20 protein-coding genes, 1 tRNA gene and 2 pseudogenes are annotated in these 21,889 nt (G+C 72.2%); 10 read left to right on the forward strand and 13 right to left on the reverse strand.

The features are described 5' to 3' along the window. Positions 1–124 precede the first annotated feature (124 nt). On the forward strand, positions 125–781 hold the full coding sequence (locus AB0I11_RS29305) for a response regulator transcription factor (protein ID WP_357327757.1): 657 nt from the start codon (positions 125–127) through the stop codon (positions 779–781). Continuing rightward, positions 778–2,490: an ATP-binding protein gene (locus tag AB0I11_RS29310; protein WP_357327760.1), complete on the forward strand. Its 1,713-nt coding sequence runs from the start codon at positions 778–780 to the stop codon at positions 2,488–2,490. Before AB0I11_RS29305 ends, AB0I11_RS29310 begins: the two co-directional genes overlap by 4 nt. A 69-nt stretch (positions 2,491–2,559) precedes the next feature. Here AB0I11_RS29310 and AB0I11_RS29315 read toward each other — a convergent pair whose 3' ends face one another. Both AB0I11_RS29315 and AB0I11_RS29320 read right to left on the reverse strand, forming a co-directional pair. After that, positions 2,560–4,377, reverse strand: coding sequence for a tetratricopeptide repeat protein (locus AB0I11_RS29315; RefSeq protein ID WP_357327763.1), 1,818 nt, complete (start codon positions 4,375–4,377; stop codon positions 2,560–2,562). Between the two features lie 57 nt (positions 4,378–4,434). Beyond that, entirely contained in the window at positions 4,435–4,896 is a 462-nt protein-coding gene (locus tag AB0I11_RS29320) for a MarR family transcriptional regulator (RefSeq protein ID WP_357327854.1), read from the reverse strand. 50 nt (positions 4,897–4,946) lie between these two features. On the opposite strand from AB0I11_RS29320, the gene AB0I11_RS29325 reads away from it, so the two are divergent. Then, positions 4,947–5,468, forward strand: coding sequence for a VOC family protein (locus tag AB0I11_RS29325; protein ID WP_357327766.1), 522 nt, complete (start codon positions 4,947–4,949; stop codon positions 5,466–5,468). Between the two features lie 46 nt (positions 5,469–5,514). Beyond that, on the forward strand, positions 5,515–6,423 hold the full coding sequence (locus AB0I11_RS29330) for a hypothetical protein (RefSeq protein ID WP_357327769.1): 909 nt from the start codon (positions 5,515–5,517) through the stop codon (positions 6,421–6,423). Here the strand turns inward: AB0I11_RS29330 and AB0I11_RS29335 are convergent. The 4 genes from AB0I11_RS29335 to AB0I11_RS29350 form a co-directional block, all read right to left on the reverse strand. Further along, positions 6,383–6,907, reverse strand: a complete 525-nt coding sequence (locus AB0I11_RS29335) for a potassium channel family protein (protein ID WP_357327772.1) — start codon at positions 6,905–6,907, stop codon at positions 6,383–6,385. The two genes, AB0I11_RS29330 and AB0I11_RS29335, sit on opposite strands and share 41 nt — an antisense overlap. Positions 6,908–7,025: 118 nt before the next feature. Next, entirely contained in the window at positions 7,026–7,205 is a 180-nt protein-coding gene (locus AB0I11_RS29340) for a DUF4236 domain-containing protein (RefSeq protein WP_357327775.1), read from the reverse strand. Between the two features lie 308 nt (positions 7,206–7,513). After that, positions 7,514–7,969 (reverse strand): Rrf2 family transcriptional regulator, encoded by a 456-nt coding sequence (locus AB0I11_RS29345; protein WP_357327778.1) that lies wholly within the window; start codon positions 7,967–7,969, stop codon positions 7,514–7,516. A gap of 7 nt (positions 7,970–7,976) precedes the next feature. Beyond that, on the reverse strand, positions 7,977–8,888 hold the full coding sequence (locus AB0I11_RS29350; RefSeq protein ID WP_357327780.1) for an AraC family transcriptional regulator: 912 nt from the start codon (positions 8,886–8,888) through the stop codon (positions 7,977–7,979). Between the two features lie 160 nt (positions 8,889–9,048). Here AB0I11_RS29350 and AB0I11_RS29355 point away from each other — a divergent pair, with 160 nt between their 5' ends. Continuing rightward, positions 9,049–9,828: an SDR family oxidoreductase gene (locus AB0I11_RS29355; RefSeq protein WP_357327783.1), complete on the forward strand. Its 780-nt coding sequence runs from the start codon at positions 9,049–9,051 to the stop codon at positions 9,826–9,828. 69 nt (positions 9,829–9,897) lie between these two features. On the opposite strand, the gene AB0I11_RS29360 is transcribed toward AB0I11_RS29355, so the two are convergent. After that, positions 9,898–10,329 carry an SsgA family sporulation/cell division regulator gene (locus AB0I11_RS29360; RefSeq protein WP_007457244.1) on the reverse strand — a complete coding sequence of 144 codons (432 nt, stop codon included), beginning with the start codon at positions 10,327–10,329 and terminating at the stop codon, positions 9,898–9,900. Between the two features lie 272 nt (positions 10,330–10,601). Between AB0I11_RS29360 and AB0I11_RS29365 the strand changes: the two genes are divergently transcribed. Both AB0I11_RS29365 and AB0I11_RS29370 read left to right on the forward strand, forming a co-directional pair. Next, positions 10,602–11,135, forward strand: a complete 534-nt coding sequence (locus AB0I11_RS29365; RefSeq protein WP_357327857.1) for a TIGR02611 family protein — start codon at positions 10,602–10,604, stop codon at positions 11,133–11,135. 50 nt (positions 11,136–11,185) lie between these two features. Further along, a tRNA-Val gene (locus tag AB0I11_RS29370) sits at positions 11,186–11,257 on the forward strand. Between the two features lie 77 nt (positions 11,258–11,334). On the opposite strand, the pseudogene AB0I11_RS29375 reads toward AB0I11_RS29370, so the two are convergent. Continuing rightward, positions 11,335–11,580: pseudogene (locus AB0I11_RS29375) on the reverse strand (tyrosine-type recombinase/integrase); the annotation flags it as partial. 369 nt (positions 11,581–11,949) lie between these two features. Then, on the reverse strand, positions 11,950–12,270 hold the full coding sequence (locus AB0I11_RS29380; RefSeq protein ID WP_357327786.1) for a YciI family protein: 321 nt from the start codon (positions 12,268–12,270) through the stop codon (positions 11,950–11,952). Positions 12,271–12,442: 172 nt separating this feature from the next. On the opposite strand from AB0I11_RS29380, the pseudogene AB0I11_RS29385 reads away from it, so the two are divergent. Then, a pseudogene (locus AB0I11_RS29385) lies at positions 12,443–12,622 on the forward strand (transposase); the annotation flags it as partial. Positions 12,623–12,800: 178 nt separating this feature from the next. On the opposite strand, the gene AB0I11_RS29390 reads toward AB0I11_RS29385, so the two are convergent. Continuing rightward, on the reverse strand, positions 12,801–14,159 hold the full coding sequence (locus tag AB0I11_RS29390; RefSeq protein ID WP_357327789.1) for a phosphatidylserine/phosphatidylglycerophosphate/cardiolipin synthase family protein: 1,359 nt from the start codon (positions 14,157–14,159) through the stop codon (positions 12,801–12,803). Positions 14,160–14,485: 326 nt separating this feature from the next. Here AB0I11_RS29390 and AB0I11_RS29395 point away from each other — a divergent pair, with 326 nt between their 5' ends. Together AB0I11_RS29395 and AB0I11_RS29400 are read left to right on the forward strand one after the other, a co-directional pair. Continuing rightward, positions 14,486–15,313 (forward strand): ABC transporter ATP-binding protein, encoded by an 828-nt coding sequence (locus AB0I11_RS29395; protein ID WP_357327792.1) that lies wholly within the window; start codon positions 14,486–14,488, stop codon positions 15,311–15,313. A gap of 209 nt (positions 15,314–15,522) precedes the next feature. After that, complete coding sequence (locus AB0I11_RS29400) at positions 15,523–17,916, forward strand: ABC transporter permease (protein WP_357327795.1); 2,394 nt, start codon at positions 15,523–15,525, stop codon at positions 17,914–17,916. A 21-nt stretch (positions 17,917–17,937) separates the two neighbouring features. Here the strand turns inward: AB0I11_RS29400 and AB0I11_RS29405 are convergent, their stop codons facing one another. From AB0I11_RS29405 to AB0I11_RS29415, 3 genes are all read right to left on the reverse strand, one after another. Then, a complete protein-coding gene (locus tag AB0I11_RS29405; RefSeq protein WP_357327798.1) occupies positions 17,938–18,597 on the reverse strand; it encodes a response regulator transcription factor in 660 nt (219 codons plus the stop codon). After that, complete coding sequence (locus AB0I11_RS29410) at positions 18,585–19,766, reverse strand: histidine kinase (RefSeq protein WP_357327801.1); 1,182 nt, start codon at positions 19,764–19,766, stop codon at positions 18,585–18,587. The genes AB0I11_RS29405 and AB0I11_RS29410 overlap by 13 nt, the downstream gene beginning before the upstream one ends. Before the next feature lie 380 nt (positions 19,767–20,146). Beyond that, positions 20,147–21,883: a cellulose binding domain-containing protein gene (locus AB0I11_RS29415; RefSeq protein ID WP_357327804.1), complete on the reverse strand. Its 1,737-nt coding sequence runs from the start codon at positions 21,881–21,883 to the stop codon at positions 20,147–20,149. Between the last annotated feature and the right edge of the window lie 6 nt (positions 21,884–21,889).

Raw genomic sequence — 21,889 nt, forward strand, 5'->3', positions numbered from 1 at the left:
CCAAGCGACTACCCCCTTCACGCCAGCCAACGAGCCGTCCAACACACGGGTTGATCGGACCACCGATCAACCCGCCTTTAACACCAGCTACCTAGGGGCGGTCACCGGGTGGCACCCTTGGACCGTGCGGTTGCTGGTGGTGGAGGACGAGGCGCGGCTCGCCGCCGCGCTGCGGCGCGGGCTGATGGCCGAGGGCTTCGCGGTGGACGTGGCGGCCACCGGCCCGGCCGGCCTGGACGCCGCCCGGCACGGCGACTACGACGCGATGATCCTCGACGTGATGCTGCCGGGCCTGTCCGGGTACGAGGTGGTGCGCCGGCTCCGGGCCGGCGAGCACTGGCTGCCGGTGCTCATGCTCTCGGCCAAGGACGGCGAGTACGACCAGGCCGACGGCCTCGACTGCGGCGCCGACGACTACCTCACCAAGCCCTTCTCGTACGTGGTGCTGCTGGCCCGGCTGCGGGCGCTGCTGCGCCGGGGCGCGCCCGAACGCCCGGCCGTGCTCGCCGTGGGTGACCTGAGGCTGGACCCGGCCCGCCGGCGGGTGACCCGGGCCGACAACGAGGTGGTCCTGACCGCCCGCGAGTACGCCCTGCTGGACTACCTGATGCGCCGGCCCGGCGAGGTGGTCTCCAAGACCGAACTGCTCGACCACGTCTGGGACGCCAGCCTGGAGACCGCCCCGAACGCCGTCGAGGTCTACGTCGGCTACCTGCGCCGCAAGATCGGCCGGGACCGCCTGGAAACGGTCCGCGGTGCCGGCTACCGCCTCGCCACATGAGCCGGCGGGGACGGGGTCGCGCGGATCGCCTCCGCAGGGGCCCCCGGCTGAACCTCGGCCTGCGCGCCCGGCTGATGGCGATCGGCGTGCTCGGGCTCGTCGTCGGCCTCGCGCTCGGCGGCACGCTGCTGCTCGGCGCCCTCGGCTGGACGCTGCAACGCACCGTCGACGCCGAGGCGCTGCGGACCGCCGACGCGGTCGCCCTGCTGGCCGCCTCGGAGGCCCTGCCCGACCCGCTGCCGGTGGCCGGCGGCCAGCTCCGGGTGCAGGTGGTGGACGCGGCCGGCCGGGTCCGGGCGGCCTCGATCGACGCCGACCGGCTGGTGCCGATGCTCGACCCGGACCAGCTCCGCGCCGGACAGCGCCAGCGGCTGGTGGTGGACGGCCGGCGGGTGGGCATGGCCGGGCCGGTGCGGGTGGTGACCGTGCCCGCCGGCACCCCGGCCGAACCGCTCACCGTCCTGGTCGCCAAGTCGCTCAGCGACGTCCGGCACAGCCTGCACGTGGTCCGGACCCTGCTGCTGGTGGGCTTCCCGCTGCTGGTCGCCGGCATGGCCGTGGTCGCCTGGCGGGTGGTGGGGGCCACCCTGCGTCCGGTGGAGGCGCTGCGCCGGGGCGCCGCCGAGATCACCGACCGGGCCGGTCCGGGGCGGTTGCCCGTACCGGCCGCCCGCGACGAGATCCAGCGGCTGGCGGTCACCCTCAACGACATGCTGGACCGGTTGGCGGCGGCCCGGGCCCGGCAGCGGGCGTTCGTCGCGGACGCCGCGCACGAGCTGCGCAGCCCGTTGACGAACATGCGGACCGAGCTGGAGGTGGCCCGCCGGCTGGGCGACGCCACGGACTGGCCGGCGGTCGCCGACGACCTGCTCGCCGACACCGAACGCCTGGGCCGGCTCGTCGACGACCTGCTGCTGCTGGCCCGCCTCGACGAGCAGCCGGCCCGCCGGCCCGGCGCCGGCCCGGTCGAGCTGGGGGAGTTGCTGCGTACGGTGGCCGACCGGTACCCCTCCCCGCCGGTGCGGCTGCGCCCGCCCGCCGCGCCGCTCTGGACCGAGGGGGACCCGGGCGAGCTGCACCGGGTGATCACCAACCTGGTGGACAACGCGCTGCGGCACGCCCGCGGCGAGGTGCTGCTCACCGTGACCGGCCCGGAACCGGCCGGCCCGGTGCCCGCGCGGCGTGGGGCCGGCGCGGGACCGGAGGGCACGGCGCCGACACCGGGTGGGGCCGGCGCGGGGCTGGCCGGCCCGGTGCCGGCGCGGCGTGGGGCCGGCGCAGCGGCCGGAGGCGCGGTGCCGACACCGGGCGAGGCTGACGCGGGGCCGGCCGGTCGGGTGGCCGCGCGGCGTGGGGCCGGCGCGGAGCCGGTGCTCGCGCGGCGTAGGGCCGGCGCGGGGCCGGAGGGCCGGGTGCCGACGCCGCGTCCGGCCGGGGCAGGGGAGCGGGCGTACCACCTGGTGACGGTGACCGACGACGGGCCGGGCATCCCGGCGGCGGACCGGGAGCGGGTCTTCGAGCGGTTCACCCGGCTGGACGACGCGCGGGCGCGGGACGACGGCGGTGCCGGGCTGGGCCTGGCCATCGTGCGGGAACTGGTCCGCCGGGCCGGCGGCAGCGTCGAACTCGCCGACGCCGGGCCCGGCGTCGGGTCCGGGCTGCGGGTGACCGTACGACTGCCCGCGCTGGACGTGCCCGAGGCGGACTGAGCGCTGGGCGCGGCCGGCGGCCAGCCGCGGGCCGTGCCGGTGGGATCAGCCGCGGCCGTGCCGGTGAGATCAGCCCCGGCGGGTGCAGACCGGGGCGGCCCGGGCGACGGTGTCGGTGGACCAGACCACGGCCACCGTGAAGCAGTAGTCGATGTTGCGGCTCAACCCGTAGGCGACGTAGCTGTCGGTGCCGGCCGGCAACTCCTGGAAGGTGCGCTGGGTGTCCCGGCTGCGCCCGCCGGCGATCACCACCGGCCCCTCCGCGCCGGCCGGGTACGTCCAGCTCAGCAGGATGCTGTCCCGTCGGTCGACGAGCCGGACCGCGCCCGGCGGGCTGCCCGGCGAGGCCGGCGCGGCGCTCGGCGTGCCGCTCGAGCCGGTGCCGGTCGGAGCGGCGGCGGTGGCGCTCGGACCGGCCGCGGTGGTGCGGGCCGGCGCGGGGGTGTCCCGGGACCGGTCCACCCGGGACACTCCGGCGACCACCGCGATGACGCCGAGCAGCAGCGCCACGGTCACGCCGACCACCACCAGCGGCAGCCAGGGCCGGCCGGGGCGCACGGGCTCCGGCTCGGGCCGGCGCGGCACGTGCACCGGCAGGTAGCGCGACGGCGACTCCGGCTCGGCGGCCCCGGGTACCCGGCGGACGCCCGGCTCCTCGTCGGTGAGCCCGACCACGGTCGGCGGCAGGGCGCTCTCCCGCACCGGCCAGGTGTCCTCCGGCTGCTCGTCGGGGGGCCACTCGTCGTCGGCGGGCCCGCCGAACCCGTCCCGGTCGGCCGGCCCGCCGAACCGGTCCCCGTCCGGCCCCGCGAAGGGGTCCTGGTGGGTTGGTCCACCGAACCGGTCCTCGTCGGGCATGCCGAGGGGGTCGGCGTGGGTCGAGCCCGCGAACCGGTCCTCGTCCGGGGTGGCGAAGGGGTCCTGGTCGGCCGGCCCGCCGAACCGGTCGTCGTCGGGCCCGGCGAAGCCGTCCTGGTCAGCCGGCCCGCCGAAGCCGTCCTGGTCGTCCGGCCCGCCGAAGCGGTCGTCGTCGGCCTCGGGTGCGACCCGCGGGGTGGGCACGTGGGTGCCGCCGACCGGGTCGGCCGGCTCGGCGGTGCGGGCCGGCGGGCGGTAGACCGGCGGCTCGGGCGGGCCCTCGGCGGCCGGGGGGACCCGGGCGGCCGGCACCACCGGCGCCGCCGCGGCCGGCTCGCAGACGTGGTCCGGATCGGCGGCCGTCCGGACCAGCGTCGACACCTGCGCGGCGAGCGGGTCGTCGGCGGCCAGGTGCGCCGTGGACAGCTCCTCGGCCAGCGCCAGGTGCTCGTGGGATTCGGCGTACCGGCCGCAGTCGCGTTCCATCGCGCCGAGCTTGGCCAGCATCTTGATGCCGCTGGGGTGGCCGTCGCCGTACACCTCGCGGTGCAGCTCCCAGGCGTCCTGGAGTCGGTCACGGGCCAGCACGCACTGGCCCCGCGCGTACTCCACGGTGGCCAGGTCGGCGTGCGCGGCGAGGACCCGCTGCGACTCCGGGCCGTCGCGGGCGGTCAGTTCGATGATGACGTCGGAATAGAGCCGGGCGGCCCGGGCGTCGCTGCCGACCCGGTGCAGCACAGCGGCCAGGGTGGCGGCGGCGGTGATGGCGCGCTCGTCGGAGCGGCCGTACAGCCGGGTGGCCGCCGCGTACGCGAAGGCGGCCCAGCCGCGCGCGGAGTGCGGCTCGCCGAGGGCGACGAGCACCCGGGCCTGGAGGCCGGCGGCGTCGGCCAGCTCGGGGGAGGCGTTGGCGGGACGCGGGTCGACGTCGGTCAGCGCGTCGGCGAGCAGCCGCTGGGCGCCGGCCAGGTCGCCTTCGGACACCAGGTGGTGCGCCTGGACCGTCAGTTCACCGAAGCCGGAGGACACGCCCCATCGTGCTCATTCGGCGACGGTAAGTACAACCCCCGGAGTGGATCAGTTTGGTCAGGATCCGGTCAGGTGGTCGGCGAGGGCCTCGCTGATCCGCCGGAGCTGGTCGACCTGGGCCGGGCTGAGCGCGTCGAACAGGTGCCGGCGTACCCCGGCGACGTGGCCGGGCGCGGCGGCCGCGAGGGTGGCGAAGCCGTCGTCGGTGAGGACGGCGAGCTGCCCGCGCCGGTCGGTGGGGCAGTCCTCCCGGCGGATCCAGCCGGCCGCCTCCAACCGGGACGCCGCGTGGGAGAGCCGGCTGCGCGAGGAGCCGGTGGCGTCGGCGAGTTCGCTCATCCGCAGCCGCCGGTCGGGGGCCTCGGAGAGCCGGACCAGGATCTCGTAGTAGGCGTGCGGCATGCCCGCGTCGCGTTGCAGCTCGCGGTCGAGGGTGTCCATCAGCGCCCGGGAGGCGGCCAGGAAGGCCCGCCAGGTCCGCTGCTCGTCGGGGTCCAGCCACCGGGTCATGACGCCCATCATAGCCGCGATTGTTGAAGGCTCAACTAATTCGCGCTACCGTGGGGGACATGGGAATCCACCGCCTCAACCACGCCGTGCTCTACGTCCGTGACCTCGACCGCAGCGTCGCCTTCTACCGGGACGTGCTGGGCTTCCGTCCGGTGCCGATGACGCCGGACGGGTTCCGGGGCGCCGCCTTCCTCCAGGCGGCCGACTCCACCAACGACCACGACCTCGGGCTGTTCGAGATCGGCTCGGCCGCCGGCCCCTCGCCGGCCGGCCGGAGCGCCGTGGGCCTCTACCACCTCGCCTGGGAGTTGGACACCCTGGACGAGCTGGCCGCCACCGCCGAGCGGCTGGCCGCCGCGAACGCGCTGGTCGGCACCTCCGACCACGGCACCACGAAGAGCCTCTACGGGCGCGACCCGGACGGCCTGGAGTTCGAGATCGTCTGGATCGTCCCGGCCGACCTGCTCGACGACGCCGCGCTCGCCGCCCGCAAGCGGATCGGCCGCCTCGACCTGGACCGGGAGCGGGCGCGTTACGGCGGGCAGACCCGCGGCGGGCTGGGCATCTCGATCCCGGCCTGAGCACACCGCCGGTCCGCCCGGGCCGCCGGTGCGGTAGAACGGCAGCATGTCGACCGACGCCGTCCTGCGCGAACTGCTCGTCCGGCAGCTCGACCACTGGCTGCCGGGGGCGCTGCACCGCTCCCGGCGGGCCACCCTGGCCCTCGCGTACGCCGGGGGTGACGCCGGTGGCGCGGAGGCCGCGCTGCGGGTGGTGTCCGAGTTCGCCGACCGGCTGCGCGGCCGGCGACTGACCGTGCTCGTGCTGGCCGGCGGCGGCACCGAGCTGCCGGCCCGGCTCGGCGCCGCCGAGGCCGCCCTGCCGACGGACGTCGCCGTGCACGTGGTGCCCGGCGCACCGGACCGGCTGCCGGTGGCGCTCAAGGCGGCCGGCGCGGCCGGTGCTCCGCTGCTGGTCGTGATCGACGGCGGGGAACCCGACCCGGGCGTGCTCACGGCCGTCGCCGGCGGCCGCCCGGCCGAGCTGCTGCTGGTCACCCCGGCCGGCCGGTCCCTGCGCGGGCCGTTGACCGACGCCGGCTTCCCGCTGGTGACCGAGGTGGAGCTGGTGCCCGACGACGACGGGCCGGCCCGGCTGTTCAGCTACGGCACCGGCTCCGACAAGGGGCTGGACGTGCTCAAGGACGCGCTCTGGGCGGTCGACGAGTACGCCGGGGTGCGCTACCGCGACCCGGCCGACCCCGCCGGGCGGCTGCTCGCCATCACCCTCGACCCGGAACCCGGCCCGCTGCGCCGGGAGTTGCTGGCCGAGCTGACCCGCTCCGGCCCGCGTACCGTGACCGAGCTGCGTCGCTTCGCCGCCACCTCGACGGTCTACCGGGCCGCCGACGCCAACCGGGCGCTGGCCTCACTGCTCGCCGCCGGCGCGGTGACCCGGGATCCGGAGCACGGCCGGCTCGGCGGCGACGTGGTGGTCAGCGCCGCGCCGGCCGGGGACGCTGGATCATCTGCCTGACCACGATGGACGCCCCGGTCGCGAGCACGCCGATGCTGAAGATCATCTGGCCGCAGACCACCACCCGGGCGACCTGTCCCTGGGCGTGCACGTCGCCGTAGCCGACCGTGGTCAGGGTGGTCAGGGCGAAGTAGAGCGCGTCGATGCGGGTCCGCAGGCCGGCGAACTCGTCCGGTCGGGTGTTCGCCACCACGTAGTCGGCGAGCGCGAAGACCAGCAACCCGGCGATCAGCGTGACGGCGAGCCGGGTCAGCGCCCGACCCTCCGCCACGCCGGTGGGCTGCTGTTCGGCGAGTTGGCGGCGGACCTGGCCGGTGACCAGGAACGCCACCACGATCACCAGGACCAGGGTGCCGGCCGAACGCAGCGCCAGCCGCAGCCCATTCGGGTCCGGCGCCACCGGGACGGCGAAGTAGGCGATCAGCAGCAGGGCGACGGCCAGCGCTGCCAGCCGCCGCTCCCGCCGGAAGGACTCGTGGGCCATGCGGCGATTGTCCGGTGTCCCGCTCCCGGCGGCGGCGGAACGGCAAGGCTGGGCGACCTGCGCCGAATGCCGAGCGGGGCGCCGGTGAGCCACCGGCGCCCCGCTCGACCTCGGGACGTCATGCCCGGGACTTGTCCTGCTTCCAGGAGATCGGGCCCGGCAGGTCCACGCGGTGGGCACGGGTCCGGGAGTTCCAGGACCACTTGCCGATCTTGATGCTCCAGGACGAGAAGCCGTTCTCGGTGAAGTTGAGGATCAGCGGGCCGAACTTCTGTCGCTTGCGGAACACGATGCCCATGACCGGGCTCCTCTCAGTGTCTCCCTGCTTCTGCGCGTTCGAACATGCCCAAGCGTCGCTGTCGCCAAACCGGCCGGCTCCGCACTGGACGGTGGATGACGGCCACCCGATCCCCCTTGATCAGGTGGGTGTTGTGGGTCCATAAACGCTGGTCAGATCGGCACCGGGTGCTGCTGCTGAACATCGGCCGGCCGGGTGGCACGACCGGCTACCCCGGCTCGGCTACCACGAGGTGGTGCACACCCGGTGACCACCGGCGCCGGCACCGTGCCCCCGTCCGCCGGGCGCGGCGCCGGCCACCGGTCGGCTCAGCGGGGTTCCCAGGCGTCCGGGCGGGCGATCAGCCGGCGCACGTGCCCGGGCAGCTTCCCGCTGGCCATCTCGGCCAGGCTCACCTCGTCGACCACCTGCCGCACCGCCGCCCGGACGGCAACCCAGAGCCGGGGCAGGTTCTCCGCGGCGCCCTCGTAGCGGGTCTCCTCCGGGCGCAGCCCGCGTACCCCGGCGAGAGGGCCGTCGACGGCGCGCAGGATCTGCCCGATGGTGATCTCGCGCGGCGGCCGGGCCAGGGTGTAGCCGCCCTCGGCGCCGCGCTGCGCCCGCACGATGCCGGCCCGGCGCAGGTCCGCCAGGACCGCCTCGAGGAACTTGCGCGGCATGTCCTGCTCGGTCGCGATGGCCTGGGTGGAGAGCAGGGCGGGGTACGCGGTGGCCAGGCTCAGGGCCGCCCGGACCGCGTAGTCACCACGCGCGGAGATCTGCACCCTGCCATCATGCCCGCCCCGGCGCGGCGGGGGAGTCGGCGGGCGGGCGGGGCCGCACCACCCGGACCGGGATCGGCCGCTCCCGGCCCGCCCGGAACGCGCCCGGGCTCACCCCGACCTCGCGGGTGAAGAAGCGCCCGAAGTTGGTCGGCTCGGGAAAGCCGAGCCGGCGGCCGATCCGGGCGATCGGCTCGTCGGTGGCGGCCAGCAGCCGGCTGGCCTGCAACGCCACCCGCTCGTCGATGACCTGCTTGGCGCTGCGCCCGGTCACCGCCAGGCAGGCCCGGGTGAGGGTACGCACCGAGCAGCCCAGCTGCGCCGCGTAGTCCTCCACCCGGCGGGTGTGCCGGTAGCCGCGCTCCACCTCCCGGCACAGCCGCTCGAAGGTCTCCCGCTCCGGCCGCGGGGCCGGACGGTCCGCCGCGCCGGGCAGCAGGGTCAACCGCAGCAGCAGCACCGCGAGCTGGTGCCGCAGCAGCGCCGCGGCGGCCGGCACCCCGGCGTGCCGCTCGGCGTCGACCGCGAGCTGGGTCACCTCGCTGATCACCGCGTCCTCGTCCTCGCCGGCGAGCTGCCGGTACGCGGGCACCGCGTCCGGGTCGACGTCCAGCCCGCGCAGCGTGTCGGCGCCCCAGCGCACCACGGTCGCGTCGAGGTGCCCGCCGACGCAGCACAGTGCCTGGCCGGGGTGCGCGCGCAGCAGCGTGCCGGGCCGGCAGGGCAGCGCGCGGAAATCCAGCTCGGCGGTGCCGTGACCGCCGGTGACCAGGATCAGCAGCTCCGCGTCGAGCAGCACCGGCCGGGACCAGCCGGGCCCGGGGGCGAGGTCACGCAGCGCCACGATGTCGAGGTGGTCGTCGCGCTCGAACGGGGGCAGGTCGGTGCGCCTGGCCGAGGAGAGATGTCCGGTAGTGACCATCGACTCGACGGTAACCGCCCCCGGTGCATCCTGCACCCCGACGGTTTCCCCCGGTCAGGGCGGCTTGTCCGGCCGGACGCGGGACGGTTAGGTTACCGAGCGGTAGCGCCTGGGTCGCCGGAGACGTCCGCGACCCCCGCCGACTCGCGATGGGATGGGCATGACGGATCTGTTCTCGGTCGAAGGCAAGACGGTCCTGGTCACCGGTGGCTCACGAGGGATCGGGCTGATGATCGCCCGCGGCTTCGTCGCGGCCGGCGCGAAGGTCATCATCTCCTCGCGGAAGGCCGAGGCCTGCGAGGCGGTGGCCAAGGAACTGGCCACGGCCGGCTCCTGCGAGGCGCTGCCGGCCGACCTGAGCCACGACGAGGGCGCGCTGGGACTGGCCGCCGCCGTGCGGGAGCACACCGGCGACCGGCTCGACGTGCTGGTGAACAACGCCGGCGCCACCTGGGGCGCGCCGCTGGAGTCGTACCCGGAGAGCGCCTTCGACAAGCTCTGGGCGGTCAACGTCAAGGCGGTCTTCCGGCTCACCCAGGCGCTGCTGCCGGCGCTGCGCGGCGCGGCCGACCCCGACGACCCGGCCCGCGTGATCAACATCGGCTCGATCGACGGCATCCGCGTGCCGTGGATGGAGGTGTACGCCTACTCGGCGACGAAGGCGGCCGTGCACATGCTCACCCGCAGCCTCGCCCACCAGCTCGCCGGCGAGCGGATCACCGTCAACGCGATCGCGCCGGGGCCGTTCGAGAGCAAGATGATGGCGTTCGCGCTGGACGACCCCGCGTCCCGGGCCGCGATCGAGCAGCAGGTGCCGCTGGGCCGGATCGGCCGGCCGGAGGACATGGCGGGTACCGCCATCTACCTGGCCTCGCGCGCCGGCGCGTACCTGACCGGGGCGGTCATCCCGGTCGACGGCGGGATCACCACGCACGGCTGACCGGCGTACGGCGACGGCCCGGGGCCGCGCGGACTCGGCAGATCCGCGCGGCCCCGGGAGGTTGCCGTGTCAGCGACCGGCGAGCAGCCGGTTCACCGCGGTGTCGACGTCCAGGTGCTCGGCCTCCCGGCCGCGCGGCACGACGACGTAGGTCCGGCGCAGGAAGCGCACCAGCACGCTGCGCGGGACCTCGAAGAGGGCGTTGCCGTCCGGGGACGACAGCGCGAGCGCGACGAAGTCGCCGCGCGGGGTGGCCCACGGCCAGACCCGGACATCGCCGATGCCGGCCGGTTCGTCGAGCCCGGTGACCAGCAGTTCGCGGGCGAACGACCAGCTCACCGCCTCACCGCCGGCGGATTCGGCGTGGAACAGGACATGGACCGCATACGGGTCAGCAGGGTCGTAACGCAGACTGGCACGCACCGGCAATGCGGTGGCGTCAGGCGCGACGAGCCTTAGCGACGTCTCGACCTCTACGGTCGTCGGTCGGATGACACTCATTGACGTTCTCCCCCCGGCACCGCTGCGGAACGCGCGTGTCCCGCTTTTCCCATACTCAGGTGCTACTCCTGGCTACGCTCCGCCATACGCTGACTTCACCCAGTGGTGGGAAGGGTGTCGGAACGCCGCCGAGAACATGAAAATTCTTGTAGGATTTCCGCTTCGCCCAGTCCATGATCCCGCCCGGCAACGGGTGGTTCAGTCGTCGACTTACTCCGGTAACGTCCAGTCCTCAGCAGGGGTGACGGTCCCGCGCGACACTGGGGGTGGAAATGATCCTCGGCTCCACAGAGGAACCCTTCGTGACCATGGCCGACCCGCCGAAAGGAGCGGCCCGAACAGCCGAAAGGCGGGGGTACGAAGTGCCTGTCGAACCCGGTCCACGCGGCCTCGTCGTGGAACGGCGCCGCAGCGGCTGGCGGGCCCGCGCGCACCTGACCCTCGAACTGATCCGGGCCAACCCCACCGGCCGGATCGCCCTCAAGATATTCATCGCCGTCCTCGGCGCGATCATCGTGACCGTCGGCATCGCCCTCATCCCGCTGCCCGGGCCCGGCTGGCTGCTGGTCATCGCCGGTCTCGGCGTCTGGGCCGTCGAGTTCCACTGGGCCCGCCGGCTGCTCGCCTTCACCCGCCGCAACGTCCAGGCCTGGACCCGCTGGGTGACCAGCCGGTCACTATCCGTACGCTTTCTGCTCGGTGCCGTCGGGCTGGTGTTCGTCTCCGCGGTGGTCTGGGCGTCGCTCAAGTACAGCCTCGGCATCGACCTGGTGGCCCGCGCCATGCACTACCTCGCGACGCACTGAAGCCCGGTTTTTGGTCCGCGTCGACGATCAGGTAGAGTCATCGGCGCTGAGGGCGATTAGCTCAGCGGGAGAGCGCTTCGTTCACACCGAAGAGGTCACTGGTTCGATCCCAGTATCGCCCACGCAGGTCAAAGGCCACTTCCCGGCTCGGGAGGTGGCCTTTCTGCTGTCGTATGGCAGCTTTGTACAGCAGTTCTCGTCAGCGGCTCAGGGATTCGCCGAGGCGCTTGAGTGCGTCTCTGGTCTTTGTCGACGAGACTTGCGTGTAGATCTCCATCGTCGCCGAGAAGCGGGCGTGCCTCAGCACCTGCATGGCGACTCTGGGATGGGCTTCGAGGTCGGCCAGGAGGGTGGCGCAGGTCCTTCTTGCGTCGTGGACGGTGATCGGCTTGACGCCCGCTCTCTCGCATCTCGTCTGCCAGGAACGTTGGAAGTTGCGCGGTTCGAATCGCAGCGTGAAGACGGGGTCGAGTTCGCACAGGAATGCAAAAGCCGCTCGGTCCTCGTCGCTCTCGCTGACCAGGCCACCGTCGGCTACCCAGCCGCCGGTGACGGCGGCAATCACGACGGCCACCTCGACGCTGCCGAGCAGGTTTGGAGGAGTTCGCCACCAATCCAGCCAGCACTGGCCCTCGAAGCGGTCCATGCCGTCATCGTCCCAGGGCGAGGTCTGGCCGGCTGCCCGCTGTCGTCCGACAAGAGCTGCGCGACAGGTCTCCGTCAGTTGAAGTGCGACATGTGCCAGGGAACGAGGCAGCAGGCCGTGGGTGCCTGAACGAACGGATCTATCGATGAGCGGGCGCCAAGTCGAGGCTTACGACGACTCCTGCAACGGCCATACCTCGACCACACCGTGCGCGACGGCGCAAGGCGTACGCGACGCGATGCCGATGGCCTCGGCCAGCGTAGCTGCTTCGATGATGGCGAAACCGGCTACGGGAAGCGGGGAAGACATGAAGGGCCCGTCCTCCGTGGTCACTTCGGCCGCGTCGTGGTTCCGCACCTGCACGGGCTGGCCGGCGACGCCCATGTCGACCCCGTCCTGGCGCAGTCGGGCGTCATGCGCATGCGCCGCGTCCCGCACGACTGCGTCGGTGCGGTCGTAGCCCGCTTGGTCGCCGTATCCGATGGTCACAAACTTCGCTACAGCAGCTCCTCTCGTACCGGGGTCGGCGACCGATACCGGCCGTTCCCCTCCATGAATCATCGCCGCTGGAATCGGCGTTCGCACGTTCGCCCGCTCATGTCGAGATCCGTGCTCCGATGTCGCGGATCAGTTGGCGGACGACACCACGGCCCTGTTCGGCGTCGGCCCCGACGTCGCCGCCCAGCTGCTCACCACCGCCGGCGACAACCCCGACCGGCTGCACTCCGAAGCGGCCCTCGCTCACCTCTGCGGCGCCGCACCCATCCCCGCCAGCTCCGGACGGGTACGCCGCCACCACCTCCACCGAGGAGGCGACCGCGGCGCCAACCACGCCCTGCACACAACAGGCGGTTTCCTGCTACCGCGGGCGTTGACGCTGTACCGGCAGTTCGGTGACCGGTTGAACGAGGGCCTCACGCTGCTGGCGGCGCGTCCGGCGCTTCTGCACCAGCTGCGGCGTCGATCGGGCCGGGCGAGGGCCGGGACCGCCGCTCCCGTGACGGCCCCGGCCCTCCGGGTCAGGCGGTGGCTTCCTGGTCGGTGTCGCTCACCGTCCCGGCCACGCCCGCCGGCGGGTGCCACTGCAGGCAGGTGCTGTAGTGCAACTCGAATCGCTGCTGGAACGGCGTGGCCAGCGGGTGGTTGCGCAGCGCCAGGATGTTCTCGTCGTTCTGCCGCAACGCCCGGTAGGTGAGGTTGTGGCTACCCACATAGAGCGTCGATCGACTCCCCTGCCGGATGATCAGGAACTTCTCGTGCAACGGGATGCCGCCGGCCGGCGTGTAGCCGCACAGGTGCACGGGCATCGCCGTGGCGAGGGTCACCAGCGCCGCCATGGGCGTGCCCTCGTCGTGCCGCGCACCGCTCTTCGCGCCGGTGACCACTCGTACCTGGCAGCCACGCTTCCGGGCGGCGATGAGTTCGTTGACCACGGCGCGGCGCTGGATCCGGAAGTTCGCCAGATCGACCTTCGTCGACCCGGAGCAGCTGAGACCCTTGAGGATGCTCACGATCGGGTCGTTGCTGCCGCTCGTGGGCTTGCTGCCGGCACCCTCACGGCGCGGGAAGGTGTAGAGGCGGTGCTCACCGGCCACGTAGGTCCGGCCGGCGTTGTCGTCGCTTGCCCCGGATCGGCCGTGCGCCATCAGGCCGTTGAAATACCGCAGATAATCGGCGTACAGGCCAGCGTGGCTGATGGTGATGGCGTTCTCGTAAGCGGCGTAGTGGTCGAGGTTGGCCGAGGAGACGTACAGGACGTTGCGCGCCGTCGTGCCCCCGGCCAGCCGCACGCTGGAGATGGTCATGAACTTGTCATGCAGCAGCGGCGGGTTCTTCAACGTTTTCGCGTCCGTACGGTCGGTCATGCAGCCGCGTGTCGACTGCCCGTCAGGGCGCCGCGTGCCGCACTCCACCACCGTGATGCCCGATGTTGCCTTGAGCGCCTTGTAGTAGGCGTCCCCGTCCCAGACCTGACTGCCGTTGATGACGATGCGCACCTTCACGCCCCGCGCGGCAGCACCCTTCAGAGCGTCGAGAACCTCCCGCCGGTTGAAGAAATAGAGGGTGAGCGAGAGCGTCGCCCCGGACGGCGTCGCGTTGATCAACCGGGCCACGTGGGCACCGAGCCCCTTGTGCATGTCGCCGGACTCCGCCTTTGTGTTGAACCAGGCATAATTGCGCACCTCGGACGCCGCGACCGGCACGACCGCCGCCGCTGCGGCCGGCGCCGCTGCCACGGTCGCGGTGTTCGCGGCGACCGGGCCGACCGGCAGGGCCGCCGCCGCCAACACGGTGGCGGTGACGGCAAGACCGCGTAGGTAGGGCCTTCTGGATGTCGTTCGCACGGTGATCAGTCCTTCCCCGTCTTCCTGCGGCACGGCGCTGCGCCATGACCGGGTCGCTCCGGCCGAAAGCGCCTGCCGGATCGACCGGCTTCGACTCTGCCGGTGAGACGTGGAAGGGCGGTGGAAGGAATGTGCACGCGGCCAGCAGGCGGACCCGTTCTATCGTCCTGTGGCGTTGCGCTGGAGGAACAGATCGAGGTCCAGTTGCTGCAGCCCCGCGCCGGTATGAGCGCCGGTTGGCGGCGTGGCGCCGACGTGGCAGCGTCGTACCGCGCCACGGGCACTACAGCCAGCTGTACCTCACGTCCGGGGGTACGGGGTATCGGTCCAGACCGCCGACGAACTTAACGTCGGATGGCATGAAGTCAACGAGGGGCCCGTCGAGACGGCGCGTCGCGCAGGCCGGGGCCGCCCCGACCGGTTCGCCGGACGCTCCGGCGATATCAACATTCGGGACATCGCCCTACGCGGTGCGTCTGGATTCGGTGTCGAAGGAGTACGGGTCGGGGAAGAACGCAGTACGCGCACTCGACGCGGTGACAGCCGGATTCCCGCGCGGTACGTTCACCGCCGTCATGGGCCCGTCCGGGTCCGGCAAAAGCACGTTTCTGAACTGTGCGGCCGGTCTGGACCGGCCGACGTCGGGCCAGGTCGTGCTGGGTGACACGGAGCTGTCCAGCCGGTCGGAAGCCGAATTGACCGAGCTGCGGCGGGACCGGATCGGTTTCATCTTCCAGGCGTACAACCTGCTGGGCGCGCTGACCGTCGAGGAGAACGTCACGCTGCCGCTGCGGCTGGCGGACCGGAAGACCGACCAGGCATTCCTGCAGGAAGCGCTCACCGCGGTCGGCCTCGGCGAGTACGCCCAACGGCGGCCGAGCGAACTGTCCGGCGGTCAGCAACAACGCGTCGCGGTCGCCCGCGCGCTGATCACCCATCCGGATGTGGTGGTCGCGGACGAGCCGACCGGTGCGCTGGATACCCGGTCCAGCAAGCAGGTTCTGGGACTTCTGCGACATGTCGTGGACAACATGGGGCAGACGGTGCTGATGGTCACGCACGACCCGGTCGCCGCCTCCTACGCCGACTCGGTCGTGTTTCTGGCCGACGGCAGGCTTGCAGGCGAGCTGACCCGACCCACTCCGGAGCAGGTTGCGTCGCGCATGACGCACCTGGGCGAGTGGTGATCCGCCGCCTTCGGCGGCTGGTCCGTCTCGTCGTGCCGTACCGCAAGGACCTGTCGCTGGCGTGGAGCACGATCAGAGGGAGCAAGGGCGGTTTCGTCGGCTCATTCGTCGCGATCGCCGCGGGCTCGGCGGTGATCACCGCCTGCGGGATGCTGCTGGTGTCCGGGCTCGGCACCGGGGTAGCTCCGGAGCGCTACTCCGGCGCGGCGGTGGTCCTCGGCGCGGAGCAGTCGTTCTGGCTGGATGAGTCCGCCGAGGTCCGCTACAGCGAGCGCGTCACGCTGCCCGCCGACAAGGTCGCTGCCGTCGCGGCGGTGCCCGGTGTGCAGTCGGCCGTCGGAGACGTCAACGTCGAGGTCAGCGTGCTGGCTTCGGGCGGCGACGTGGTGACCGGCCCGGACGGCTTCCCGGTACTCGGGCACGGCTGGTCCGCTGCGGCGCTCGGGCCGTTCCGGGTACGCGAGGGCCGCGCGCCCTCCGCGCCCGGCGAGGTCGTGCTCGACGCCGACCTCGCCGCGCGCGGCGACGTGTCGCTCGACGCCACGGTGCGACTCGTGGTCGGCTCGATCCCGTCGTCCTACCGTGTGGTGGGCATCGCGACCGCGCCGGGGGACGGGTTGGACCGGCAGTCCGCCGTGTTCGTCACCGACGGCCAGGCGGCCAAGCTGTCCGGCCGTCCGGACCGGGTGGACGCCATCGGTGTGCTCGCCGTGCCCGGCGTCGCCCCGGAGCAGTTGGCCGAGCGCATCGCGGCGGCCGTGCCGGGGGTGGTGGCCCACACCGGCGCAGGACGCGGCGACGTGGAGTTCCTGGACGTGGGCGACGCCCGCAGCCTGGTAGTCGAGACGGCGGCATCGTTCGGCGGCACCATGGTGCTGATCGTGGTGTTCGTGGTGGCGAGCACCCTCGCGCTGTCGGTGCGGCAGCGCAGGCGGGAACTGGCTCTGCTGCGCGCCGTCGGCGCGACGCCCAAGCAGATCCACTGGATGATCGGCGCCGAGATGACCCTGGTGTCGTCGGTGGGTGCAATGTTCGGCGCGATTCCCGGCGTGGTGCTCGCCTTCGTGATGCGTGGTGTGTTCGTCCTTGCGGGCGCGATGCCCCCGGATTTCCAGATGCGGGTGGGTTTGTTGCCCGTCCTGGCCTCGCTGGTGCTGTGCATGACCAGCGCTCGGCTCGCCGGCTGGCTGGTCGCGCGCCGGGTGGCCAAGGTCAGCCCGGTCGAGGCGCTCGCGGACGCCGCGGTCGAGCCCAAGCAACTCGGCCGGGTCCGGTTGACCATCGGGATCCTGCTCATCCCGCTCGGGCTGCTGTTGACCTTGGGCAATGTCGCGGCGCCGGGCGACTCGGCCGCCGACACCGCGGGGAGCGCGGTCCTGTTGTTCGTCGTGGCGGTTGGGTGTCTTGGACCCCTGTTGCTTCGAGGCGCCATCGTGCTGTTCGGCTCACGCCTGAACCGGCAGTCCACGGCCGGCGGCTTCCTCGCTCAGGCCAACGCGCGGGCCAACTGGCGGCGGCTCAGTTCGGCCACCACACCGCTGGCCATGGGCGTGGCCCTGGCGGCCGTGCAAGTGTTCGGCGCTTCCACGATGATCGCGGGGGCGCAGCACCAACTCGAGGACGGCCTACGGGCCGATCACGTGTTGACCGCGTCGTCCGGTGCCGGGCTGTCTCCGGAGGTCGTGGACGCTGTGCGGGACGTGCCCGGCGTCGCCGTGGCGACGCCGTTGGCGCGGATGCAGGTACTGCTGACCTTCCCGTCCGAGGACAGCACCGCGACCAAGGTGTTCGCCGCCCAGGGGGTGACGCCCGAACGGCTCTCCGAAACCATGGATCTCGCGGTGGACCAGGGCGACATCGCGAAGCTGCGGGGCGATGCGGTGGCGCTGAGCCGGGTCGTCGCGCAGACCGTCCGGACGAAAGTCGGCGCAACGATCGAGCTGCGGCTCGGCGACGGCACGGTGGTCAAGCCGCGGGTGGTGGCGATATACGAGAACGGCCTGGGCTTCGGGGACGTCACCCTGCCCAACGACCTCGTCGTCGCCCACACCACCGCGCAGGTGTCCACCGCGGTGCTGATCAGGTCGGCGGACGGGACCGACCCGGTAGCGCTCGCCAGCGCGCTGCGTGGCGCCGTCGAGCGCTACCCGCTGGTCCAGGTCGGCGACCGAGAGGCGTTCCTGGCCGCGCCCGGGTCCGGCGGCTCCGGTGACTGGGCGCTGAACCTGCTGTTCCAGACGGTGCTGCTGGGCTACATCGCCATCGCCGTGGTGAACACCCTGGTGATGGCGACAGCGGCGCGGGTTCGCGAGTTCGCGAGCCTGAAACTCATCGGCGCCAGCCGAGAGCAACTCCACGCGATGATGAACGGCGAGGCCAGAATCGTGGTCTTTTCGGCGCTGCTGTTCGGCTTGCAGGCGGCGATCCCGCCGCTGATCGGCATCAGCCTCGGACTGACGAAGTCGCCCGTTCCCAGCATCTCCCTCACCGGGCTCATCGCGATCGTGGCGCTCACCATCGCACTGTCCTGGGGCGCGATCAGGATGGCCACCCGGTACGCGATGCGACCCGCGCCGGTCGGCGCGATCGGCGGGCGAGAGTGACGAGTATTCAGCCGGGTCAGATCAGCGACCGCTCATCTGACCCGCGGCGTTGAGGTAGGCGAGAACGGCGAGGACGCGGCGGTGGCCACTGTCGGTCACGGCGAGGCCAAGCTTGGCGAAGATATTGCCAATGTGCTTGTGGACGGCGTTGTCGGTGATAACAAGCTGCGCAGCGATGGCGTTGTTGTCGTGTCCCTGTGCCATCAATGCGAGTACCTCGCGCTCGCGGGGAGTGAGGGCGGCGATGGGGTCACCGGCGCGTTGGACGAGCTGCGCGATGACTTCCGGGTCCATTGCGGTACCACCGGCGGCGACGCGGCGCAGCGCGTCTACGAACTCGTCCACCCGGCTGACCCGGTCCTTGAGGAGGTAGCCGACGCCGCCGCCGGTGGTGGACAGCAATTCGGCGGCGTACTGCTGCTCGACGTACTGCGACAACACCAGGACCGGCAGGCCGGGGCGCTCCCGGCGGGCTTGCAGGGCGGCTCGGATTCCTTCGTCTCGAAACGACGGCGGCAGCCGGACATCGACGATCGTAACGTCGGGCCGGTGCTCCCGCACGGCGGTGAGGAAACCCGCGGCGTCGTCGGCGATGGCGACGATCTGGAAGCCCGCGCGTCCCAGCAGCAGTTCCAGTCCGGTGGACAGCAGCACGTTGTCTTCGGCGATCACCACCCGCATGGCAGCTCCACGGTGATGGCCGTCGGCCCGCCGGCCGGGCTGTCGATATCGACAGTGCCGTCGAGCGCGAGCGCCCGGCGACGTATCCCGGCGATCCCGGTGCCCCGCCGATCGTCGGCGCCGCCGGTGCCGTTGTCGCTGATCACCACCGACAACCGGTCTGCCGTACGGTTGACCCGTACGCCGACCGCGGTCGCCTGGCTGTGTTTGGTAACGTTGGTGAGTGCCTCGGCGACCGCGAAGTAGACGACGGCCTCTACGGCCGCCGGGACCCGTCCGAGGTCGCCGATGTCCAGCCGGGTCGGCATGGCGTAGCGTGTGGTAACGGTGGTCAGGGCACCCTCCAGGCCCCGGTCGGCGAGAATCGGCGGATAGACGGTTCGGATCACCTCACGCAGTTCGGTCATCGCCTCCTCGGCTCCGTCGTGTGCCTCCCGAAGAAGCCCTTCCACGAACTGCTCGTCCCGCGGATTGTCGGCGAACGCCTGGCGAGCCACGGCCAGCCGCATCGCGATGGCCACCAGCCGGGCCTGAGTGCCGTCGTGCAGGTCGCGTTCGATCCGGCGCAGCTCCGCTCCGTGTGCGTCCAGCACGTCCGCCCGAGTGCGCGTCAACACGGCGACCCGTTCGGCGAGTTGTTCGTTCGTCGAGTGCGACAGCACCACCAGGCATATCCGGGCGTGTGCGCGAGCGATCGGCGGGAGGCAAACGTAGGCCAGCGCGGTGAGCAAGAAAATCTGCAGTGGACCGAGAGTGAGGGCGGTCATCCAGCCGGTCACTGGGACGTCGATGAACAGCCGTGGCCCGTCCTCCGGCGCAAATGCCCACCACAAGGGCGTGGCGATTGCGGCGACCACGATGTTGCCCACGCACAGCAGCGCGGGCAGCCCGAGCGCCACCCCGGTGATGGCGTTCACCGGCAGCCAGAGCAGGACGCGCGATGTGCGGCCCGTGGCCACTCGGCGTCGCGGCACGCCCTGGGCCGCACGCGATGCCAACGGCGTACCGAGCAGCCGGCCGGCGCGGTCACGGTGCCAGTTCGCCCAGAGCCGGGCGAGCCGCGGGACGCACAGCAGCGGCAGCGAGAGCAATGTGGCGACCCCGGAGAGCAGCGAGCCCAGGAGGTAAGCCACGCCGCGCCGCACCTGCACCCACCGTTCCTCCGGCATAACAGGATGTCCTTTCTCGGTACCCGAGAAGCTCGCGTTTCGGCACGGCGTCGAGTCTGCCCTGATTGTCGCCGCCCCATGCCATCACAGCCGCACTACCCTCACACCGGTGGTACGGAGCAGCGGTCTCGCCCGGAAGCCAAGATCAGGTGTGCGGATCTGCCGCCCCATGCCACTCAGTCGTTGATCAGCCTGCCGTACGGCGTATTCTCCGGCCTAAGAGGTTGGCTTTGTGGCTGCGCGACTGCCTGGCGCCGGCTGTCTGGAGCCCGCTGCCGGCCAAGAGACGCGTCACTGGTTCGGATCGTTGCGCCAGTTAGCGGACGCGACGAGGCGGGGGCGGCCGATCCGGCCGCCCCCGCACTTGTCTGCGTCGCCGGTCAGAGGGTGAGCACGACTGTGGAGATGCTCCGCGCGCCGACGTTCACCGAGACCTGGTTGCCGTTCACGCCGACCGGCTGGCTCGCCGCGCTGGCGTTCTGCGACGTGGCCACGTACTCGGCCCGGCTGACGTTCTGCGGCACCTGGATGATCGCGTTGTTCACCGCGCTGGTGGACCGGTTCAGGATCACCAGCGTGACCTTCCCGTCACCCTGGTAGGCGGTCACCTCCAACGGGGACGCCTTGGAGCTCTTGGCCAGGCCGACCCGCTGGTAGCCGGGCCGCACGTACTTCGCGTACTGCGAGAACGCGTAGCCGCGCTTGAGTGGCGCGCCCGCCACCGTGCCGTACGCGGACTCGCCGTCACCGATGAACGAGTAGTAGCGCTTGCCGTACCACCACACGTACGCGCTCCAGTTCGACTCCATCGACTTGTGCACGGTGCGCATGATGTCGTCGAGCGTCTCGTTCCAGACCGTGGCGTTGGCCGGGTTGCCCCAGATGTTGGAGCCGCTGCCGTCGGCCGCGTGCAGGTTCCACTCGGTCATCCACACCGGCTTGTTGTACTGCTGCGCCAGTGGGTACGGCTTCAGCCGGCCGGCCGCCTCGGTGCCGTACAGGTGCCCGCCGATGTAGCCGATGTTGTTGCGGGCGGCCGCGTCGTTGAGGGTCGGGTCGGTGTAGCTGTAGTTCAGGTTCACCGCCTCGGCGACCATCAGCTTGGTGTTCTGCACCTTGGCGCCCTGCTCCCGGACGAAGGTCTGCAGCTCGGTGCCGCTCCAGTCCATCGAGTCGTAGTCCGGGTGCCAGTCCGGCTCGTTCTGCACCGACGTGACATCGATCGTCACACCCTGGTTGCGCATGTACTGGACGTAGCTGTTGAGGTGGTTGGCGTAGTCGTCGTAGTAGTCGGTGCGCAGCTTGCCGCCGTTGGTCCGGCTGTTGTTCGTCTTCCAGGCCGCCGGGGCGGTCCACGGCGACGCCATGATCTTCACGTTCGACCCGTACGACTTCGCCGTCTTCAGCGCGCTGACCTGGGTGCCCCACTCGCCGGACACCGGCGAGATGCCGGTGCGCACGATGGACAACCCGAGCTGGTTGGGGCCGAGGCCGACGAGCGTCTGCGTCTCGGCGGTCGACCAGGCCCCGCCCCAGATCGACACGGCGGCGCCGAACCCGTCGATCGTCTGGTAGCGGCTGGCGGTGTCGACTGTGATGTCCGCTGGCCCGGTGGGCGGCGGGGTGCTGGGTGAGGTGGTCGGCGAACTCGTCGGGGAAGTCGACGGCGACGTGGTCGGCGACGTCGTCGGCGTCGTGGTGCCGCCGGTGCAGGTCACCCCGTTGAGCGCGAAGCTCGTCGGCGCGGGGTTGCTGCTGGTCCAGGACCCATTGAAGCCGAACGACGTCGTGCCGTTCGTGGGGATGGACCCGTTGTAGTCGACGTTGCGGGCGGTCACCGCGGCCCCGCTCTGGGTCACTGTGGCGTTCCACGCCTGGGTTACGGTCTGGCCGGCGGCGTAGGACCAGGTGAGCGTCCAGCCGTTGACCGGGTCACCGAGGTTGGTGACCGTGACGTTCGCGCCGAAGCCGCCCTGCCACTGCGACGGCACGGCGTAGGTGACCGCGCAGCCGGCGGCCGCCGCACCGGCCGGCAGCGCCGCGGCCACCGCGGTCGACGCCAGCAGGACGGCCCCGGCCGACAACACCGCGGTACGGATCGTCAGGTGTCTTTTCATCGGACC

The sequence above is a fragment of the Micromonospora sp. NPDC050495 genome (assembly GCF_040655175.1).
Classification (GTDB): domain Bacteria; phylum Actinomycetota; class Actinomycetes; order Mycobacteriales; family Micromonosporaceae; genus Micromonospora.

Coding starts and splice junctions, on each gene's coding strand:
- AB0I11_RS29310 (WP_357327760.1), top strand. CDS start 778: ATGAGCCGGCGGGGACGGGGTCGCGCGGATCGCCTCCGCAGGGGCCCC.
- AB0I11_RS29320 (WP_357327854.1), bottom strand. CDS start 4,896: ATGGGCGTCATGACCCGGTGGCTGGACCCCGACGAGCAGCGGACCTGG.
- AB0I11_RS29325 (WP_357327766.1), top strand. CDS start 4,947: ATGGGAATCCACCGCCTCAACCACGCCGTGCTCTACGTCCGTGACCTC.
- AB0I11_RS29330 (WP_357327769.1), top strand. CDS start 5,515: ATGTCGACCGACGCCGTCCTGCGCGAACTGCTCGTCCGGCAGCTCGAC.
- AB0I11_RS29335 (WP_357327772.1), bottom strand. CDS start 6,907: ATGGCCCACGAGTCCTTCCGGCGGGAGCGGCGGCTGGCAGCGCTGGCC.
- AB0I11_RS29340 (WP_357327775.1), bottom strand. CDS start 7,205: ATGGGCATCGTGTTCCGCAAGCGACAGAAGTTCGGCCCGCTGATCCTC.
- AB0I11_RS29350 (WP_357327780.1), bottom strand. CDS start 8,888: ATGGTCACTACCGGACATCTCTCCTCGGCCAGGCGCACCGACCTGCCC.
- AB0I11_RS29355 (WP_357327783.1), top strand. CDS start 9,049: ATGACGGATCTGTTCTCGGTCGAAGGCAAGACGGTCCTGGTCACCGGT.
- AB0I11_RS29360 (WP_007457244.1), bottom strand. CDS start 10,329: ATGAGTGTCATCCGACCGACGACCGTAGAGGTCGAGACGTCGCTAAGG.
- AB0I11_RS29365 (WP_357327857.1), top strand. CDS start 10,602: ATGATCCTCGGCTCCACAGAGGAACCCTTCGTGACCATGGCCGACCCG.
- AB0I11_RS29395 (WP_357327792.1), top strand. CDS start 14,486: ATGAAGTCAACGAGGGGCCCGTCGAGACGGCGCGTCGCGCAGGCCGGG.
- AB0I11_RS29405 (WP_357327798.1), bottom strand. CDS start 18,597: ATGCGGGTGGTGATCGCCGAAGACAACGTGCTGCTGTCCACCGGACTG.
- AB0I11_RS29410 (WP_357327801.1), bottom strand. CDS start 19,766: ATGCCGGAGGAACGGTGGGTGCAGGTGCGGCGCGGCGTGGCTTACCTC.
- AB0I11_RS29415 (WP_357327804.1), bottom strand. CDS start 21,883: ATGAAAAGACACCTGACGATCCGTACCGCGGTGTTGTCGGCCGGGGCC.